This window comes from Microaerobacter geothermalis (assembly GCF_021608135.1).
GTDB classification, from domain to species: Bacteria; Bacillota; Bacilli; order DSM-22679; family DSM-22679; genus Microaerobacter; species Microaerobacter geothermalis.
This window is the reverse complement of sequence record NZ_JAKIHL010000055.1, coordinates 1-15,016: the sequence shown is the minus strand read 5'-3', so window position 1 is coordinate 15,016 and position 15,016 is coordinate 1. Positions and strand designations below refer to the sequence as shown.

Here is a 15,016-nt window from a genome sequence, read left to right as displayed (position 1 = left end):
GTATAGAAGTCTGGTGATGATGGCGGAGGGGATACACGCGTACCCATCCCGAACACGACCGTTAAGCCCTCCAGCGCCGATGGTACTTGGACCGGGAGGTCCTGGGAGAGTAGGACGTTGCCAGGCATGTAAAGGCCAGGTTGGATTGCATTTCCAACCTGGCTTTTTTTGGGTGTTTCCAGACTGTATTGTAAGTTCTTCTATTTCTAGAAGCATACTATAATGTACAGGTTTACACAACATACGGTATGGGGTATAATTTTAATGTAGAACAAAAAAGATTTTTTTAAACCGGAAAGGGAGAGTAAGATGATTAAAATAACTGATGCAGCCTCTACTAGGTTAAAGGAAATAATGGATAAACATGGAAATCACAACCTCTACCTGAAGCTGAAATTTGAAGGATTTGGCTGAGGGGGCCCAAAATTTAATATGGCTCTGGTAGAGTCACAGGGGAATACGGAAATTTTATATAATGATAACGGAATATCCATTTTAATCAGTGAATTTGACAAGCCTTATTTTAATCAGGTGGAAATTGACTATAGAAAAAGTATCTATGGAGACCAATTTGATATTAGGCCCATTGGTATGGAATTTTCCTGCTAATTCTCTGGAACATTCTCACTTCCATATCTGTTGAAGAATTAATATGGGAAATTTTTTTTCTGACAAATGGAGAAATTCATTAATAATGTACATGTCACCAGATGTAAAAGAAAAAATAATTTCCCCCCAAAGTTCTGTTTCATATCGGCATAGCATACCCAGAATATACATGAGTATTAAATGAATGCATATTTCCGGAAGCCAGTCTATAGAAGAAAAATGTAAACGAATGAAGTAATGACCTTTATCATCAAGGGAAAACATTTTGTTTTGTATTCCACATCTTACATCGGATAGATGTTTTTGGGAAGGATGATTCCATAAATAGCAAATGGTTCCTTTCGATAAAGGAATATTACATTCGGAAAAATAAATTTCGCCTTCATTAAATTGATTCATATAGTTCAAAAATGAAGAGTAGGTCATATGATATTCATCCAATATTTTTTCACTCATAAAAATAGGAGTCCCTTTTAACTTTTCATGAAAGAAATCTGTAACGTGAACTTGAATCATTGCAATATCGTTATATAGCCGCTGATATGCTGAAGTGAGTTCAGGTAACTGTGAAAGAAGTTGGATGACGGTAAATTTGTCCCTTTTCAACTTTTTTGGGTCTAAAAAGTAGGAAAGAAACAGTGGTAATAAACCATCCTTTTGAATTTTTATTTCATCTTTATGAAATTGATATTCCGCTTTTTTTAATTTACGGGTGGAAATTCCGTGCTTTAATACCCTGGTATTTTGGGGATAATAGGGGTTTAAGCTGGTTAATACTGCTTTAACTAGACTGGTCATTCCATAATAAAGGAGCAATGGCTTTACTATAATGTGGCTGCCCTCTGCTGTCTCATAATAAGCTCTGGCTTGCTTAATATAATAAATAAATTTATGTGTGTTTTTGTATGCAAGAATGTGGCAATCCAGTTCCCCTTGCCTTTGGTATTGTCTTGTTAAAAACTGTTTAGCCATTGGTTCATTTTCGAAAAAATAGAAATCATTCCATATTTGGCGAGACATAAATGATCATTCCCCGTCTAAAATAAAACATTTACATTTTTTAGTTTTGCGAAAATTTCCGAACCTATACCCCCTTTCTTGACAGTAAATTGTGGGTTTTGTTACACTCATCCTAATATCTTAGGGATTTAACAATTGAAAGGAAAGGGAGAAAAAAGCGTGTGGGAGGATAAATTTGTAAAGGAAGGTTTAACTTTTGACGATGTTTTACTAATTCCTGCAAAATCTGAAATTTTACCCAAAGAAGTTGATGTATCTACGATACTAGGACCCAATTTGAAGCTAAATATACCGTTAATCAGTGCTGGGATGGATACGGTGACGGAATCGGCATTAGCTGTTGCTATTGCCAGAGAAGGCGGTATAGGAATTATCCACAAAAATATGAGTATTGAACAGCAGGCTGAAGAAGTAGATCGTGTAAAAAGATCTGAAAGCGGTGTAATTACCAACCCTTTTTCATTAACTCCTGAACATCATGTCTATGATGCTGAGGCGTTAATGGCAAAATACCGTATTTCTGGTGTTCCTATCGTAGATGAGAAGAATCAATTGGTGGGAATTATTACAAATCGGGATCTTCGGTTTGTTCATGATTATTCTATAAAAATTAAAGAAGTGATGACCAAGGATGATTTGGTTACTGCTCCGGTGGGTACTACTTTAAAGGAAGCGGAAGAAATCCTTCAGAAACATAAAATTGAAAAGCTGCCTTTGGTTGATGACAATAATGAACTGAAGGGTTTAATTACCATAAAAGACATTGAAAAGGCCATTCAATTCCCCAATGCAGCCAAGGATAATCATGGAAGGCTTCTTGTTGGTGCAGCCATAGGGGTATCAAAAGATACCTTCGAAAGAGCTGCTGCCCTGGTGAAAGCGGGAGTCGATACCGTGGTGGTAGATACTGCTCATGGTCATTCAAAGGGTGTTATCGAAACGGTTAAGAAATTGAAGAGTCAGTATCCTGATCTTCATATTATCGCCGGCAATGTAGCGACAGGTGAAGCAACAAGGGATTTAATAAAAGCAGGAGCTAGTACGGTTAAGGTTGGAATAGGTCCTGGTTCAATTTGTACAACCAGAGTAGTTGCAGGAATTGGAGTTCCACAAATCACTGCCGTTTATGATTGTGCAAAAGTGGCTCAAGAATATGGAGCAACGATTATTGCTGACGGAGGGATTAAGTACTCCGGAGATATCGTAAAAGCCATCGGAGCTGGTGCACATGCTGTCATGTTGGGCTCTCTTCTGGCTGGAACCGAAGAAAGTCCTGGAGAGTCGGAAATCTTCCAAGGAAGAAGGTTTAAGGTTTATCGTGGAATGGGCTCCTTAGGAGCAATGAAGGCAGGAAGCAAGGATCGCTACTTCCAGGAAAACGAACAAAAATTGGTTCCGGAAGGGATTGAAGGACGAGTACCATATAAAGGGCCCTTGGCTGACACTGTTTACCAACTGGTTGGTGGTCTGCGCGCGGGAATGGGATATTGCGGAACAAAAACCATTAAGGAGTTAAGGGAAAATAGTAAGTTTATTCGAATAACCAATGCAGGACTTAGGGAAAGCCATCCCCATGATGTTCAAATTACGAAGGAAGCACCCAATTATTCCTTATGATAAGTTCTCAAAGACATGATTAAGAAAAAATATAGCAGGGAAAATTACCCTGCTTTTTTTGTCTTTTCCACTATGATAGAATAGGAAAAGCTTCTACTGAAGTTTTTCTAATGCGGTAATAAAGGTTTAAAATAGTGTTAGTTTTACATAAAGAGGGAGATGGGTATGGATTTACGTCGCAAAATAAGCTTTATTTTTGTTTTCGTCCTATCGGTGGTTTTATCTAGTTTGTTTCCAAATCAGACATTGGCTGCGGAAGATGGTCAACTAAATTTAAATGTAAAATCAGCAATTCTGATTGACGCAAAAACCGGAAAAATATTGTATAAAAAGAATGAGAATTTACCTCTTCCCCCTGCCAGTATGACGAAAATGATGACAGAGTACTTGGTTATGGAATCCCTCTCCAAGGGAAAAATTACATGGGATGATCCAGTGACAACCTCTGATTATGGTTTTTTTATCGCCAGCAAAAAGGACTCTTCCGGTGTGTTTCTTAATTTGGGAGAAAAGAGAACCGTTAGAGAATTATATGAGGCCATGGCCATATATTCAGCCAATGACGCAACCGTCATGTTAGCAGAGTATATTGCTGGAACGGAAGAAAACTTTGTGCGAATGATGAATGAAAAGGCGAAAGAATTTGGTATGGACAACACCCATTTTCTTACAAGCACTGGCTTTCCCGTTGATGAGTTGGGGGATTTTAAACCAAATATTGAAGGTAAACATTATATGTCGGCAAAGGACGCTGCCATTTTGGCCAGAAGATTAATTACGGATTATCCTGAAGTCCTATCTATTTCATCAATACCTAGGAAATGGTTCCGGGAAGGTGAGAGAGAAGCCATTGATATGATTAACTGGAACTGGCTACTTCCAGGGTTGAAGTATACCTATGAAGGAGCCGACGGATTAAAGACCGGGTATACGGCTGAAGCGGGATACAATTTTACTGCTACTGCTCAAAGAGGAGGGTTAAGATTAATCAGTGTCATTACCGGAGCCGAAACGATAGATACCCGTTTTGAAGAAACAAAAAAGCTCCTCAATTATGGGTTTAATAATTTTGAATTGGTAGAAATGGTTCCCTCCGGAAGTCAAATTTCAGGAAATGAAGTCGCCCCTGTAAATAAGGGAAAAAAATTATCGGTTGAAGTTGAAACCAAATCTCCTCTAATGGTATTAGTAAAAAAGGGAGAAAAAGAACTTTATCAACCGGAAGTAAATTTTGATCAATCGAAATTGACTGCTCCCATTCAAAAGGGAGATGTTTTGGGAGAAATACGCTTCACATACTCTGGAGAAGGAAAAACCAGTTTTTTAACTCCATTAGATGAACAGTTGAATAAGGTTGAATTGGTAGCAAAAGAGAATGTGGAAAGGGCAAGTTGGATTCGTCTTTTCTTTCGAGCGATCAAGGATTTTACTGAGGGAATTTTCTCAGGTATAGTTGAAAGTATATCGGGCTAACTTTATCTTTGCCTGATGGGGGATCATAATACAGGTGGTGATGACCATGAATACCATGTCTTTGGCTATGCAATGGGCTGTTATCCTTGTACCAGCCACGATTGTAGTTTTGATTTTGATTGGTGGGTTCTTTATGTTCCGCAAATTTTTAAGAAATTGGCCAAAGAATGATAAACAGGTATAATTTCATCTGAATGGTTGTCTTTTTAAATACCTTACTGTAAAATGTGTTTAATTATATATCAGACATAAAGTATAGTAGGAGGATACAAGAAAATGGTTGAAGTAGGTACTGATCGGGTTAAACGCGGAATGGCAGAAATGCAAAAAGGCGGCGTCATTATGGACGTTGTAAATGCAGAGCAGGCAAAAATCGCTGAAGCAGCAGGAGCAGTTGCTGTGATGGCTTTAGAAAGGGTTCCGGCAGATATCCGTGCCGCTGGAGGAGTTGCTCGGATGGCTGATCCCACCATTATAGAAGAAGTGATGAATGCTGTATCCATACCGGTAATGGCAAAAGCAAGAATAGGTCATTTTGTGGAAGCCAGGGTATTGGAAGCGCTTGGTGTGGATTATATTGATGAGAGTGAAGTGCTTACACCGGCAGATGACCTTTATCATATTAATAAAAAAGAATTTACTGTTCCATTTGTTTGCGGGGCAAGGGATCTTGGAGAGGCTTTAAGGAGAATTGGTGAAGGGGCATCGATGATCCGCACAAAAGGTGAGCCTGGAACAGGAAATATTGTGGAGGCGGTTCGCCATATGAGAACCGTGATGAGTCAAATTCGAAAAGTTGCCAATATGTCAAGGGATGAATTGATGGCTGAAGCCAAAAATTTAGGGGCGCCCTATGAGCTACTCCTTTATGTTCATGAACATAAAAAGCTGCCTGTGGTTAATTTTGCAGCGGGGGGAGTAGCTACCCCTGCTGATGCGGCTCTTATGATGCATTTGGGTGCCGATGGTGTTTTTGTTGGTTCTGGAATTTTTAAATCGGAGAATCCTGAAAAGTTTGCCAAAGCCATTGTAGAAGCAACAACCCATTTTGAAGATTACGCGTTAATCGGACAGCTTTCTAAGAATCTTGGAACAGCCATGAAGGGAATTGAAATTTCCACCTTACAGCAAACCGAACGTATGGCAGAAAGAGGATGGTAGGGGGAAAGCAAGATGAAAATAGGGGTTTTAGCCCTGCAAGGTGCGGTTGCTGAGCATTTAAATATGATTGCGCAATTAGGTGCTGAATCTTATGCAATTAAAAGGCCTGAACGGTTGCAGGAAATGGATGGGCTTATTATACCAGGAGGAGAAAGCACCACCATTGGCAAGTTGATTCATCAATATGATTTTTATGAGCCATTGCAACAATTTCATCGGGAGGAAAAACCGATTTTCGGTACTTGTGCCGGGTTGATTATCATTGCCAAGAAGATAGCAGGTCAGGATTGGAATCACTTGGGCTTAATGGATATCACAGTTGAAAGAAATGCCTTTGGTAGACAGAGAGAGAGTTTTGAAGTAAACCTTCCGATGCCCGGTGTGGCCAATGATTTTAGGGCCGTTTTTATACGGGCTCCATTAATCAAAGAGGTTGGGACCAACGTGAAAATTCTTGCAAAACACAAGGGAGAAATTGTGGCTGTGCAAGAAGGTCATTTGCTTGGGGCATCCTTTCATCCTGAACTAACGGAAGATAGACGGATGCATGAATATTTCTTGCATATGGTAGAATCCTATAAAAAAATATTAAACAATCAATGAGGGAAAATAGTATTTAGATTGGTCTAATATAGAGAGGCGGTGGTTGGTGCAAACCGTTTTAGCCATCTGAAGAATCCATTCCCGAGAGGCCAACTGGAGTAAAATTGGCACGGATAATCCGTTATCTTTTGAGTGGGTTGTGAAAACAACCAACTAGGGTGGCAACGCGGGTAACTCTCGTCCCTTACCAGGGGTGAGAGTTTTTCTTTGGTTAATAAGAATGTTTAAATTATTTATACGTTCTTATGTCCCATAAGGGCAACTAAGCCTCTGTCTTCGCCCAGGGGTTCGTCAATCGGCGAGTTTTCTTTATACATTTAAGAAAGATCAACCACTTTCAAGGAATAAAGTATAAGAAAAACTAGGGCTTTCGTTAATAAGCACTCGGCGAAAAGCCAAGTTTTTATAGTGTAGCACAGATAAGAGAAAGATTAGGAGGTTTTTTCCATGTTAGATGTAAAGCGTTTAAGAATGGAAGCGGAAGAAGTAAAAAAGGCCATGAAAAATAGAGGAGAAGCGGTAAATGAGATTGACCGTTTTATAGAACTGGATGCCAGAAGGAGAACACTTCTCCAGGAAACAGAGCAATTAAAGAACCAGAGAAACACAGTATCCCAGGAAATTGCAAAACTGAAGAAAAATAAAGAGAATGCGGATAGCCTGATTGCAGAAATGAAGGTTGTATCAGATAAAATAAAAGATATGGATGAGGAGCTGCGTAAGATCGAAGATCAGTTCCAGAATATCTTACTGGCTATCCCGAATATTCCTCATCCATCTGTACCGGTAGGATTAACAGAGGATGATAATGTGCCTGTTAGATTTTGGGGGGAGATTGTTCATTCTGATTTCGAGCAGAAACCCCATTGGGAAGTTGCCTCTAATCTCGGGATTCTTGATTTTGAAGCTGCAGGGAAGGTAACAGGAAGCCGATTTGTTTTCTATAAAGGGCTGGGAGCAAGACTTGAACGGGCTTTGATCAATTTCATGTTAGATCTTCATGTGGAGGAACACGGGTATACTGAAATGTTGCCGCCCTATATTGTAAATCGGCAAAGCATGACAGGAACCGGTCAACTCCCCAAATTTGAGGAAGATGCTTTTAAATTAGCCGAAAATCATGATTACTTTTTGATTCCTACTGCAGAGGTTCCTGTTACAAATTATCATCGGGACGAAATATTAGATGTAGGTGATCTTCCTAAATATTATGTGGCCTATAGCGCTTGTTTCCGCTCTGAGGCTGGTTCGGCGGGAAGGGATACCCGGGGACTTATCCGGCAGCATCAATTTAACAAAGTGGAACTGGTCAAGCTTGTTAAACCAGAAGATTCTTATCGTGAATTGGAAACATTGGTAAATCAGGCAGAAAAGGTTCTTCAGCTTCTTAAATTGCCCTACAGAGTCATGAGTATGTGTACTGGGGACTTAGGTTTTACAGCGGCAAAAAAATATGATATAGAAGTGTGGATTCCAAGCTATAATACGTACCGGGAAATTTCTTCTTGCAGCAATTTTGAAGATTTCCAGGCAAGAAGGGCAAATATTAGATTCCGACGTGAGGCAAAAGGAAAACCAGAATTTGTCCATACATTAAATGGTTCTGGTTTAGCAATTGGCCGAACGATGGCAGCCATCTTGGAAAATTATCAACAAGCTGACGGAAGTGTGGTCATTCCTGATGTGTTACGTCCATATATGAGAGTGGAAAAAATAGAAAAATAACACACACATAAATCGTTGCCTCCTCATTACCAATTTATTACTCTTGATTTTAACTATTATCCTATGTTATCATATCTTTCGTGGCACCATGGAGAGGTGGTCGAGTGGTTTAAGGCTCTGGTCTTGAAAACCAGCGAGGGGGCAACTCCTCCGTGGGTTCGAATCCCACCCTCTCCGCCATTTTTTTGGGCCCGTAGCTCAGGTGGATAGAGCAACGGTTTCCTAAACCGTGTGCCGGAGGTTCGAATCCTCTCGGGCCCACCATCCGGATATACATAAAAAAGAACCCTCAAGTGGATTAAAGATCCCTTAGAGGGTTTTTTCAATTAATACTTTGGAATACACATTATATAAACGGAACTAAACATACATGACCCAACAGGTCACAAATGGATATGAAAATGTATTTTTCTTATCAAAGAATTCACTAAGGACAGCCTTCGAGTTATATTATCATTAAATTTGTGTCAAATAAGGAAAGAAGGAGCAGTATAATGTATGTAAAAATATTAGGAGAGATGAAAGTTGGAGAATATAAATCTACCCAATGAATTTCATCGATTTATGGATGAGGCAATTAAAGAAGCTAAAAAAGCAGAAGAAATAGGGGAAGTACCCATAGGTGCAGTTATCGTGTGTGATGGGAAGGTTGTTGGGAGGGGACATAATTTGCGTGAAACCACAAAAGATCCAACCGCTCATGCCGAGATGATTGCCATTAGAGAAGCCAGTCAAGTCATAGGCGGGTGGCGATTGTTAAATTGCACCTTGTTTGTAACACTGGAGCCTTGTCCAATGTGTGCCGGAGCTATTGTTCAATCAAGGATTCCTCGAGTGGTTTATGGAACCTCTGACCCAAAGGCAGGCTGTGCTGGTACTTTATTAAACCTTTTGCAATATAAACCCTTTAATCACCAGACAGAGATTATTTCCGATGTGAAACAGGAAGAGTGCAGTATTCTCTTGACCGAATTTTTTAAGAAATTGCGCGTAAACAAATCTAATAAATTTAATCTACGTGATCAATGAACAGATTTCTAAGCACTATTCGTATATTTTTATTCCATAAGTGTCTTTATTAAAACTAACTATTTACTGCGGAGAGAACGTGTGTAAATAAAGACTTTATGCGGCAAAAAAAACCCAGCCTTCTGGCTGGGGGAAGAAAGATGGAGAGATAATTTTTAAAGGGGTCCTCAGTACGTCACTTACAGATACAATGATAATACTAAGTGAATCAAATCACAATGATTTTGTGATACATTTCACAATTTAGTCACAAATTTGTGTCAAAATTGTTTCCATCTAATTGCACTTGAATCCTGGTGAATTTATATGATACTATATTCTTTGTCACCGTATATCTTTAAAATCGGGAGGCGTACCCAAGAGGCTGAAGGGGGCTGATTCGAAATCAGCTAGGGCGTTCACGCGTCGCGGGGGTTCAAATCCCTCCGCCTCCGCCATGACACTTAATAATCCATAACTACCATCTGGCCAAAAGCATATTGGACGCCGGATGGAGAAAGTTTCTCACCTATTTGTCATACAAAGCCGCAAGCAAGGAAAGCGATTTGTAATTGGTAATTATTGCTTCTTTCGTTTTTTCTATACTTGTGTTATAATAAACATTACCGTGCTAGACGGGGAGGTAGCGGTGCCCTATACCCGCAATCCGCTGTAGCGGGGTTGAATTCCTGTTTTAGGTATATTCTATGTAAGGTCTGGCCTTTGTAAGTGGTGTTGACATTTGGGTCCTACGCAACGGAAACCCGTGAACCCGGTCAGGTTCGGAAGAAAGCAGCCGTAAGCGGAATTTTCCGTGTGCCGTAGGGTTGCCTGACTCGAGCTAACTGCAAGGGTAACGCTTGGATAGATATATCGACAACAGGTGCACGGTTTTTAAATAAATTGTGAAAAATAGAGTCCGGATGGAAAATCCGGGCTTTTTTTATGCAGGAAATATGAATGGAATGAAGAATTAGGGAAATCAAATAAATATTATCCAATGGACTGGGGTGATGATATGATTGAGGGTAATCATAATATATCATCAGGGGACTTAATGTTAAAATGGTTTGTAAAATATATAACTAGTGATATCAATTTTGGTATCGTTATTACGGACCATCAAGCAAAAATTGTTGAAATTAATCATATGGCGTGTCGTGTTTTGGGAATAAAAAAAGAATGTGTCCTTGACAGAGATCTAAAAGATGCATTCCCTGGGTTGCCTGAGAAGTGGAATTTTATTTATCAAGTATTAACGGAAAACGGGTCAGTCCGAAATAAATTGATTAGTTGGTCAAATCAAGGAAGTAAGTATGATTTATTGGTGGATTCCGACTTTATTTGTGATGATCAAGATCATGTTCTTGGCAGATTTACCATATTTAAGGATATCTCCCACTTAAAAACCTTAGAACAGCAGATTCAAAGAAGTGAGCGGCTGGCTGTTATTGGTCAAATAGCTGCCGGCACTGCCCATGAAATCAGAAATCCATTAACTTCTATAAAAGGATTTCTGCAAATCCTACAGCAATCTCTTAGAGATAAAAACCTGCAAAGGGAGATGGAATATATTAGTATCATGAAGGAGGAATTATCAAGAATAAATTTATTAGTCAGTGAATTTCTCTTATTAAGCAAACCTAAGGATATACAATTTCAAGAGGTAGATTTAAATAGGGTTCTTCAAGATATTTTAGTGATCATTAAAAATGAAGCGTTGCTTCATGGTATAGATCTTGTGGATGTAACAGGTGGAAAACTGCCTCATATCATTGGGGATGTAGAGTCTTTGAAGCAAGTTTTTCTAAACTTATGCAAAAATGCCATAGAAGCGATGAACGGTAATGGATCATTATCTATTGATTTCCAATTATTAAAAGGGAAGAAAGTAAGTATTAATTTTCATGATACGGGTCCTGGAATTCCTCCATATGTAATGGATAAAATTTTTGATCCCTTTTTTACAACCAAAGAGAATGGAACGGGTTTAGGATTACCTATCTGCCACAGAATTATTCATGATTTGGGTGGAAACATCAGAATTTCAACAAAAGGATATGGAACAACTTTTCATATTGTATTGCCGCATATTTAGCCGGGGGCTTCTTTATACTGTTTCAGGTTAAGTATTTATGGAAATGCAACTAGGGCTTTCACTTTCGTAAATAGCTTTGTAAAAGCCAAGTTTTCTTTAGAAAAAGTGAAATATATTGTATAATGGATTGGACATTATAGTAGTTACCGATGGAGAGTAGGACAGATGAATTATAAGGCTTTGTATCGAGTGTGGCGGCCCAACAAATTTGCTGATATCGTAGGACAACAACATATTACCAAAACATTGCAAAATGCGTTAGCCGAACGTCGATTTTCTCACGCGTATTTGTTTTGTGGTCCTCGTGGAACGGGAAAAACAAGTGCCGCCAAAGTGATGGCTAAAGCGGTAAACTGCTTAAATGGACCTTCGGCAGAGCCGTGCAATCAGTGTGAAGCATGCGTATCCATAATGGATCATTCCGTTGTTGATATCGTTGAAATTGATGCGGCGTCTAATCGAGGGGTGGATGAGATACGGGATATTCGAGATAAGGTAAAGTATGCACCTACCCACATGAATTACAAAGTATATATTATTGACGAAGTCCACATGCTCACGCCTGAGGCTTTTAATGCACTGTTAAAAACCTTGGAGGAGCCCCCCGCCCATGTCATTTTTATCTTAGCGACAACTGAACCTCATAAATTGCCTCTAACCATCATATCCAGGTGTCAGCGCTTTGATTTTAAACGTATATCTATATCCGATATTGTAAATCGCCTTTCATTTGTTTGTCAGGAACAAGGAATTTCGGCAGACGTGAAAACCTTGACACTGATTGCCAAATATGCGGAAGGGGGAATGAGGGATGCGCTAAGTCTCCTTGACCAAGTTTTTTCTTATGGCGGGAACTCCATTACGGAAGAGGATGTATTGTCGGTTACCGGCGGTGTATCGGAAACAGTAATTTTAAAATTGGTAGAGGGAATAATCTATAAGAACCCGAGGCAAGTGTTATACTTATTTGACTCTCTTATTCATGAAGGGAAGGATATTCATCAAATATTAGAAGGGATCCTCTACTTTGCAAGAGATCTATTGATTTATAAAACGGCACCAGATTTGGATCAATTGTTAGACCGCGTTTCCATTGATGAACACTTTATCAAACTATCTCAAGAGTGTACCACTGAGGAACTTCGAAGGGTAATTCATGAATTTACATCAATACAAATGGAATTAAAAAGAATAAATCATCCCCGGGTCATGGTGGAGATGGTGCTGACAAAGGTATCTCAAAAAAATATAAAGGAAGATCATTCCGGTATCCAAACCATGGACGAACAAAAACTTCAGTCCCTTTTTGAGAAAATTGCCCAACTAGAGAGCAAAATTAGTCTGATTGAGCAAGGCTTATCACAGGAAGTCTCAGCTGCTGCAGCAGCTCCTTCCAAAGTGAAAACTCAAAGACTAAACCCGACTGGAAAAATTGCCTTTAATAAAATTAAAGAAACCATGCTTCAAGCAGATGAGAGGCAACTGGAAAAAATAAAGAGAGATTGGCAGCAGGTTTTATCAAATGTAAAACAGAAAAAAATAACAGTACATGCATGGTTAATTGATGGAGAACCTGTGGCGGCTTCTTCCAATACCATTGTTTTGTCTTTTAAAAGTCCAATTCATCGGGAAACAACAGAAAGGGAGATGAATCGAAGGATAATTGAAGAGACGTTGAAAGAGTATTATGGAAGTCCCATATCTATTCTTACTCTAATGGATAACCAATGGCGTACCTTAAAAAATGATATGAACGAAGAGGGGGATGATGAAGAATCATCATCAGAGGATTCTTTTTTTGAAGAAGCATTTAAAATTGCAGGAAAAGGACTAGTTGAGATTAGGGACTAAAACCAAAGGAGGAAATAATAAAGTGAAAAATATGAATCAAATGATGAGACAAGTTAAAAAAATGCAGGAGCAAATGCAAAAAGCACAGGAAGCCCTTAAAGAAAAAACCGTTGAGGGAACGGCTGGCGGCGGAATGGTAACGATCAAAGCCAATGGACATAAAGAAATCTTAGATGTCATAATTAAGCCCGAAGTAGTTGATTCAGATGATATAGAAATGCTCCAAGATTTAGTTTTAGCGGCAGTCAATGATGCATTAAAAAAAGTGGATGACTTGGCAAGTGCTGATTTAGGGAAAGTTACAGGTGGCTTAAATATTCCGGGATTGTTTTAGGAGATAGACCATGTATCAATATCCTGAACCTATATTTAAACTAATGGAGGGTTTTATGAAATTGCCAGGTATAGGTCCGAAAACAGCGGGTCGCTTGGCGTTTTTTGTATTAGGCATGGAAGAAGAGGATGTCGTGACACTGGCCAAAGCCCTTGTAAATGCCAAAAGAAACCTTCATTACTGTTCATCATGCTGCAACATAACGGATATTGATCCCTGTCAAATTTGTCGGGATCCTTCCAGGGATAAAGGGGTTATTTGTGTTGTACAGGATCCGAAAGATGTGGTGGCTATGGAGAAGACAAAGGAGTTTTTCGGTTTTTATCATGTTTTACATGGGGCCATTTCTCCTATGGATGGCGTTGGACCGGAAGATATCCGGGTACCAGAGCTACTAAACCGACTTAAAGATGGAACGGTATCAGAACTGATTTTAGCAACCAATCCCAATATAGAAGGGGAAGCAACAGCCATGTATCTTTCTCGCCTTTTAAAGCCTACAGGAATTAAAGTGACTCGTATTGCCCACGGTCTTCCGGTTGGAGGGGATTTAGAGTATGCAGATGAAGTTACTTTAACCAAAGCATTAGAAGGAAGAAGGGAATTATGAAATTGTCGTCATCATCAGAAATTTAAGGCCATATAATGATGTATAATAAAGGAGAGGGGTAGACGTTATGGCCTTTTTTAATAAGGAGCATCCGCTATTTGAGCAAGAGAAAAAGCATCTGCTGGAGGAAATACATCAGGCTCAAAGGGATTGGAAGAAATTTGAGAGCTCCTTAAGATTATTAATGGATGATGATTTAGATAAAACATATTATATACCATTACTTCAAAGAAGATACGAATTCTTATTAAAGCAATATAAAAATACCCTAAAATAATTTAGACCGAACCTATCCAGAAATGGATAGGTTCTTTTTTATACGTCCTTTTTTGTTCTAAAGGAAGAAGTGGACGAGTAGGATAGGAATAGGATCGGAACAGAGATCGAATACAGATTAAAATATATTGAAAGGGGTAATACATGATGGGTTGGAGCTGGGGGATTATAGGGATTGTCATCATTTTTGCGGTATTTATTTTATTGACACAGTCTGCATTCCGTCCGTTAAAAATACTCGGGTATGGTGTTATTCAGCTAATGGTAGGAGCAATTATGCTCTTTTTCGTTAATTTGTTTGGACAACTATTCAACTTTAGTATACCGATCAATCCCATAACTGCACTTATAACCGGATTATTGGGAATACCTGGCCTTGCTACTCTAGTACTTATTAAACTGTTTATCATTTAACCGATAATTACAAAAAAATTCCATAAAAATTCCAGTTGATTTATTGATACGGATATGATAAGATACTTCTTGTCGCCGCGATGGGGCGGTGAAGAGGGAAGGAAGAAAGATGTACCTTGAAAACTGAACAGTGCAGAAGCCAAGCGAACCCTGAAGATTCAAATGGAGTAAGGAAGAGTCTAAGGGACTCATAAGGATAGAAGAGCAGATTAAACTT

Annotated in this window: 15 protein-coding genes, 3 tRNA genes, 1 rRNA gene, 1 other RNA gene and 1 other annotated feature; of the genes, 19 read left to right on the top strand and 1 reads right to left on the bottom strand. The window is 39.1% G+C overall.

Going from position 1 to position 15,016, the window contains the following annotated elements; all coding sequences use genetic code 11:
• Positions 1-9: 9 nt before the first annotated feature.
• Both rrf and L1765_RS15015 read left to right on the top strand, forming a co-directional pair.
• Positions 10-126 (top strand): 5S ribosomal RNA (gene rrf / locus L1765_RS15020).
• 306 nt (positions 127-432) lie between these two features.
• Entirely contained in the window at positions 433-609 is a 177-nt protein-coding gene (locus L1765_RS15015; protein WP_236408302.1) for a hypothetical protein, read from the top strand.
• A 15-nt stretch (positions 610-624) separates the two neighbouring features.
• Here L1765_RS15015 and L1765_RS15010 read toward each other — a convergent pair whose 3' ends face one another.
• Positions 625-1,629, bottom strand: coding sequence for a YaaC family protein (locus L1765_RS15010; RefSeq protein ID WP_268928962.1), 1,005 nt, complete (start codon positions 1,627-1,629; stop codon positions 625-627).
• Positions 1,630-1,788: 159 nt separating this feature from the next.
• On the opposite strand from L1765_RS15010, the gene guaB reads away from it, so the two are divergent.
• The 17 genes from guaB to L1765_RS14925 all read left to right on the top strand — a co-directional run bounded on the left by guaB (position 1,789) and on the right by L1765_RS14925 (position 14,799).
• The gene (gene guaB, locus L1765_RS15005; protein ID WP_236408300.1) at positions 1,789-3,246 is read left to right on the top strand and encodes an IMP dehydrogenase; all 1,458 of its coding nucleotides are present in this window, start codon (positions 1,789-1,791) and stop codon (positions 3,244-3,246) included.
• Between the two features lie 165 nt (positions 3,247-3,411).
• Positions 3,412-4,719 carry a D-alanyl-D-alanine carboxypeptidase family protein gene (locus L1765_RS15000; protein WP_236408299.1) on the top strand — a complete coding sequence of 436 codons (1,308 nt, stop codon included), beginning with the start codon at positions 3,412-3,414 and terminating at the stop codon, positions 4,717-4,719.
• 46 nt (positions 4,720-4,765) lie between these two features.
• On the top strand, positions 4,766-4,903 hold the full coding sequence (locus tag L1765_RS14995) for a DUF2621 family protein (RefSeq protein ID WP_236408298.1): 138 nt from the start codon (positions 4,766-4,768) through the stop codon (positions 4,901-4,903).
• Between the two features lie 92 nt (positions 4,904-4,995).
• Positions 4,996-5,880 carry a pyridoxal 5'-phosphate synthase lyase subunit PdxS gene (gene pdxS / locus L1765_RS14990; protein WP_236408297.1) on the top strand — a complete coding sequence of 295 codons (885 nt, stop codon included), beginning with the start codon at positions 4,996-4,998 and terminating at the stop codon, positions 5,878-5,880.
• Positions 5,881-5,892: 12 nt separating this feature from the next.
• On the top strand, positions 5,893-6,483 hold the full coding sequence (gene pdxT / locus L1765_RS14985) for a pyridoxal 5'-phosphate synthase glutaminase subunit PdxT (protein WP_236408296.1): 591 nt from the start codon (positions 5,893-5,895) through the stop codon (positions 6,481-6,483).
• Positions 6,471-6,671: a binding site (T-box leader), on the top strand. (Overlaps the previous gene by 13 nt.)
• Positions 6,672-6,930: 259 nt before the next feature.
• Positions 6,931-8,208 carry a serine--tRNA ligase gene (gene serS, locus L1765_RS14980; protein WP_236408295.1) on the top strand — a complete coding sequence of 426 codons (1,278 nt, stop codon included), beginning with the start codon at positions 6,931-6,933 and terminating at the stop codon, positions 8,206-8,208.
• 90 nt (positions 8,209-8,298) lie between these two features.
• A tRNA-Ser gene (locus L1765_RS14975) sits at positions 8,299-8,388 on the top strand.
• A 7-nt stretch (positions 8,389-8,395) separates the two neighbouring features.
• Positions 8,396-8,472, top strand: a tRNA-Arg gene (locus L1765_RS14970).
• A gap of 300 nt (positions 8,473-8,772) precedes the next feature.
• On the top strand, positions 8,773-9,237 hold the full coding sequence (tadA, locus tag L1765_RS14965; RefSeq protein ID WP_236408303.1) for a tRNA adenosine(34) deaminase TadA: 465 nt from the start codon (positions 8,773-8,775) through the stop codon (positions 9,235-9,237).
• A 346-nt stretch (positions 9,238-9,583) separates the two neighbouring features.
• Positions 9,584-9,674, top strand: a tRNA-Ser gene (locus L1765_RS14960).
• Between the two features lie 168 nt (positions 9,675-9,842).
• Positions 9,843-10,107: signal recognition particle sRNA large type (ffs, locus tag L1765_RS14955), an RNA gene on the top strand.
• 109 nt (positions 10,108-10,216) lie between these two features.
• A complete protein-coding gene (locus L1765_RS14950; protein ID WP_236408294.1) occupies positions 10,217-11,314 on the top strand; it encodes an ATP-binding protein in 1,098 nt (365 codons plus the stop codon).
• 165 nt (positions 11,315-11,479) lie between these two features.
• The gene (gene dnaX / locus L1765_RS14945) at positions 11,480-13,165 is read left to right on the top strand and encodes a DNA polymerase III subunit gamma/tau (RefSeq protein ID WP_236408293.1); all 1,686 of its coding nucleotides are present in this window, start codon (positions 11,480-11,482) and stop codon (positions 13,163-13,165) included.
• A gap of 22 nt (positions 13,166-13,187) precedes the next feature.
• Positions 13,188-13,499 carry a YbaB/EbfC family nucleoid-associated protein gene (locus L1765_RS14940; protein ID WP_236408292.1) on the top strand — a complete coding sequence of 104 codons (312 nt, stop codon included), beginning with the start codon at positions 13,188-13,190 and terminating at the stop codon, positions 13,497-13,499.
• 10 nt (positions 13,500-13,509) lie between these two features.
• Positions 13,510-14,109, top strand: a complete 600-nt coding sequence (recR, locus tag L1765_RS14935; RefSeq protein WP_236408291.1) for a recombination mediator RecR — start codon at positions 13,510-13,512, stop codon at positions 14,107-14,109.
• A 67-nt stretch (positions 14,110-14,176) separates the two neighbouring features.
• Positions 14,177-14,386, top strand: coding sequence for a DUF2508 family protein (locus L1765_RS14930; RefSeq protein WP_236408290.1), 210 nt, complete (start codon positions 14,177-14,179; stop codon positions 14,384-14,386).
• Between the two features lie 146 nt (positions 14,387-14,532).
• Positions 14,533-14,799, top strand: a complete 267-nt coding sequence (locus L1765_RS14925; RefSeq protein ID WP_236408289.1) for a pro-sigmaK processing inhibitor BofA family protein — start codon at positions 14,533-14,535, stop codon at positions 14,797-14,799.
• Positions 14,800-15,016 lie beyond the last annotated feature (217 nt).

Excerpts from the sequence above, each read along its gene's own strand:
- L1765_RS15015 (WP_236408302.1), top strand. The coding sequence starts at position 433 with ATGGCTCTGGTAGAGTCACAGGGGAATACGGAAATTTTATATAATGAT.
- L1765_RS15010 (WP_268928962.1), bottom strand. The coding sequence starts at position 1,629 with ATGTCTCGCCAAATATGGAATGATTTCTATTTTTTCGAAAATGAACCA.
- L1765_RS15000 (WP_236408299.1), top strand. The coding sequence starts at position 3,412 with ATGGATTTACGTCGCAAAATAAGCTTTATTTTTGTTTTCGTCCTATCG.
- L1765_RS14995 (WP_236408298.1), top strand. The coding sequence starts at position 4,766 with ATGAATACCATGTCTTTGGCTATGCAATGGGCTGTTATCCTTGTACCA.
- pdxS (WP_236408297.1), top strand. The coding sequence starts at position 4,996 with ATGGTTGAAGTAGGTACTGATCGGGTTAAACGCGGAATGGCAGAAATG.
- pdxT (WP_236408296.1), top strand. The coding sequence starts at position 5,893 with ATGAAAATAGGGGTTTTAGCCCTGCAAGGTGCGGTTGCTGAGCATTTA.
- serS (WP_236408295.1), top strand. The coding sequence starts at position 6,931 with ATGTTAGATGTAAAGCGTTTAAGAATGGAAGCGGAAGAAGTAAAAAAG.
- tadA (WP_236408303.1), top strand. The coding sequence starts at position 8,773 with ATGGATGAGGCAATTAAAGAAGCTAAAAAAGCAGAAGAAATAGGGGAA.
- L1765_RS14950 (WP_236408294.1), top strand. The coding sequence starts at position 10,217 with ATGGACTGGGGTGATGATATGATTGAGGGTAATCATAATATATCATCA.
- dnaX (WP_236408293.1), top strand. The coding sequence starts at position 11,480 with ATGAATTATAAGGCTTTGTATCGAGTGTGGCGGCCCAACAAATTTGCT.
- recR (WP_236408291.1), top strand. The coding sequence starts at position 13,510 with ATGTATCAATATCCTGAACCTATATTTAAACTAATGGAGGGTTTTATG.
- L1765_RS14930 (WP_236408290.1), top strand. The coding sequence starts at position 14,177 with ATGGCCTTTTTTAATAAGGAGCATCCGCTATTTGAGCAAGAGAAAAAG.
- L1765_RS14925 (WP_236408289.1), top strand. The coding sequence starts at position 14,533 with ATGGGTTGGAGCTGGGGGATTATAGGGATTGTCATCATTTTTGCGGTA.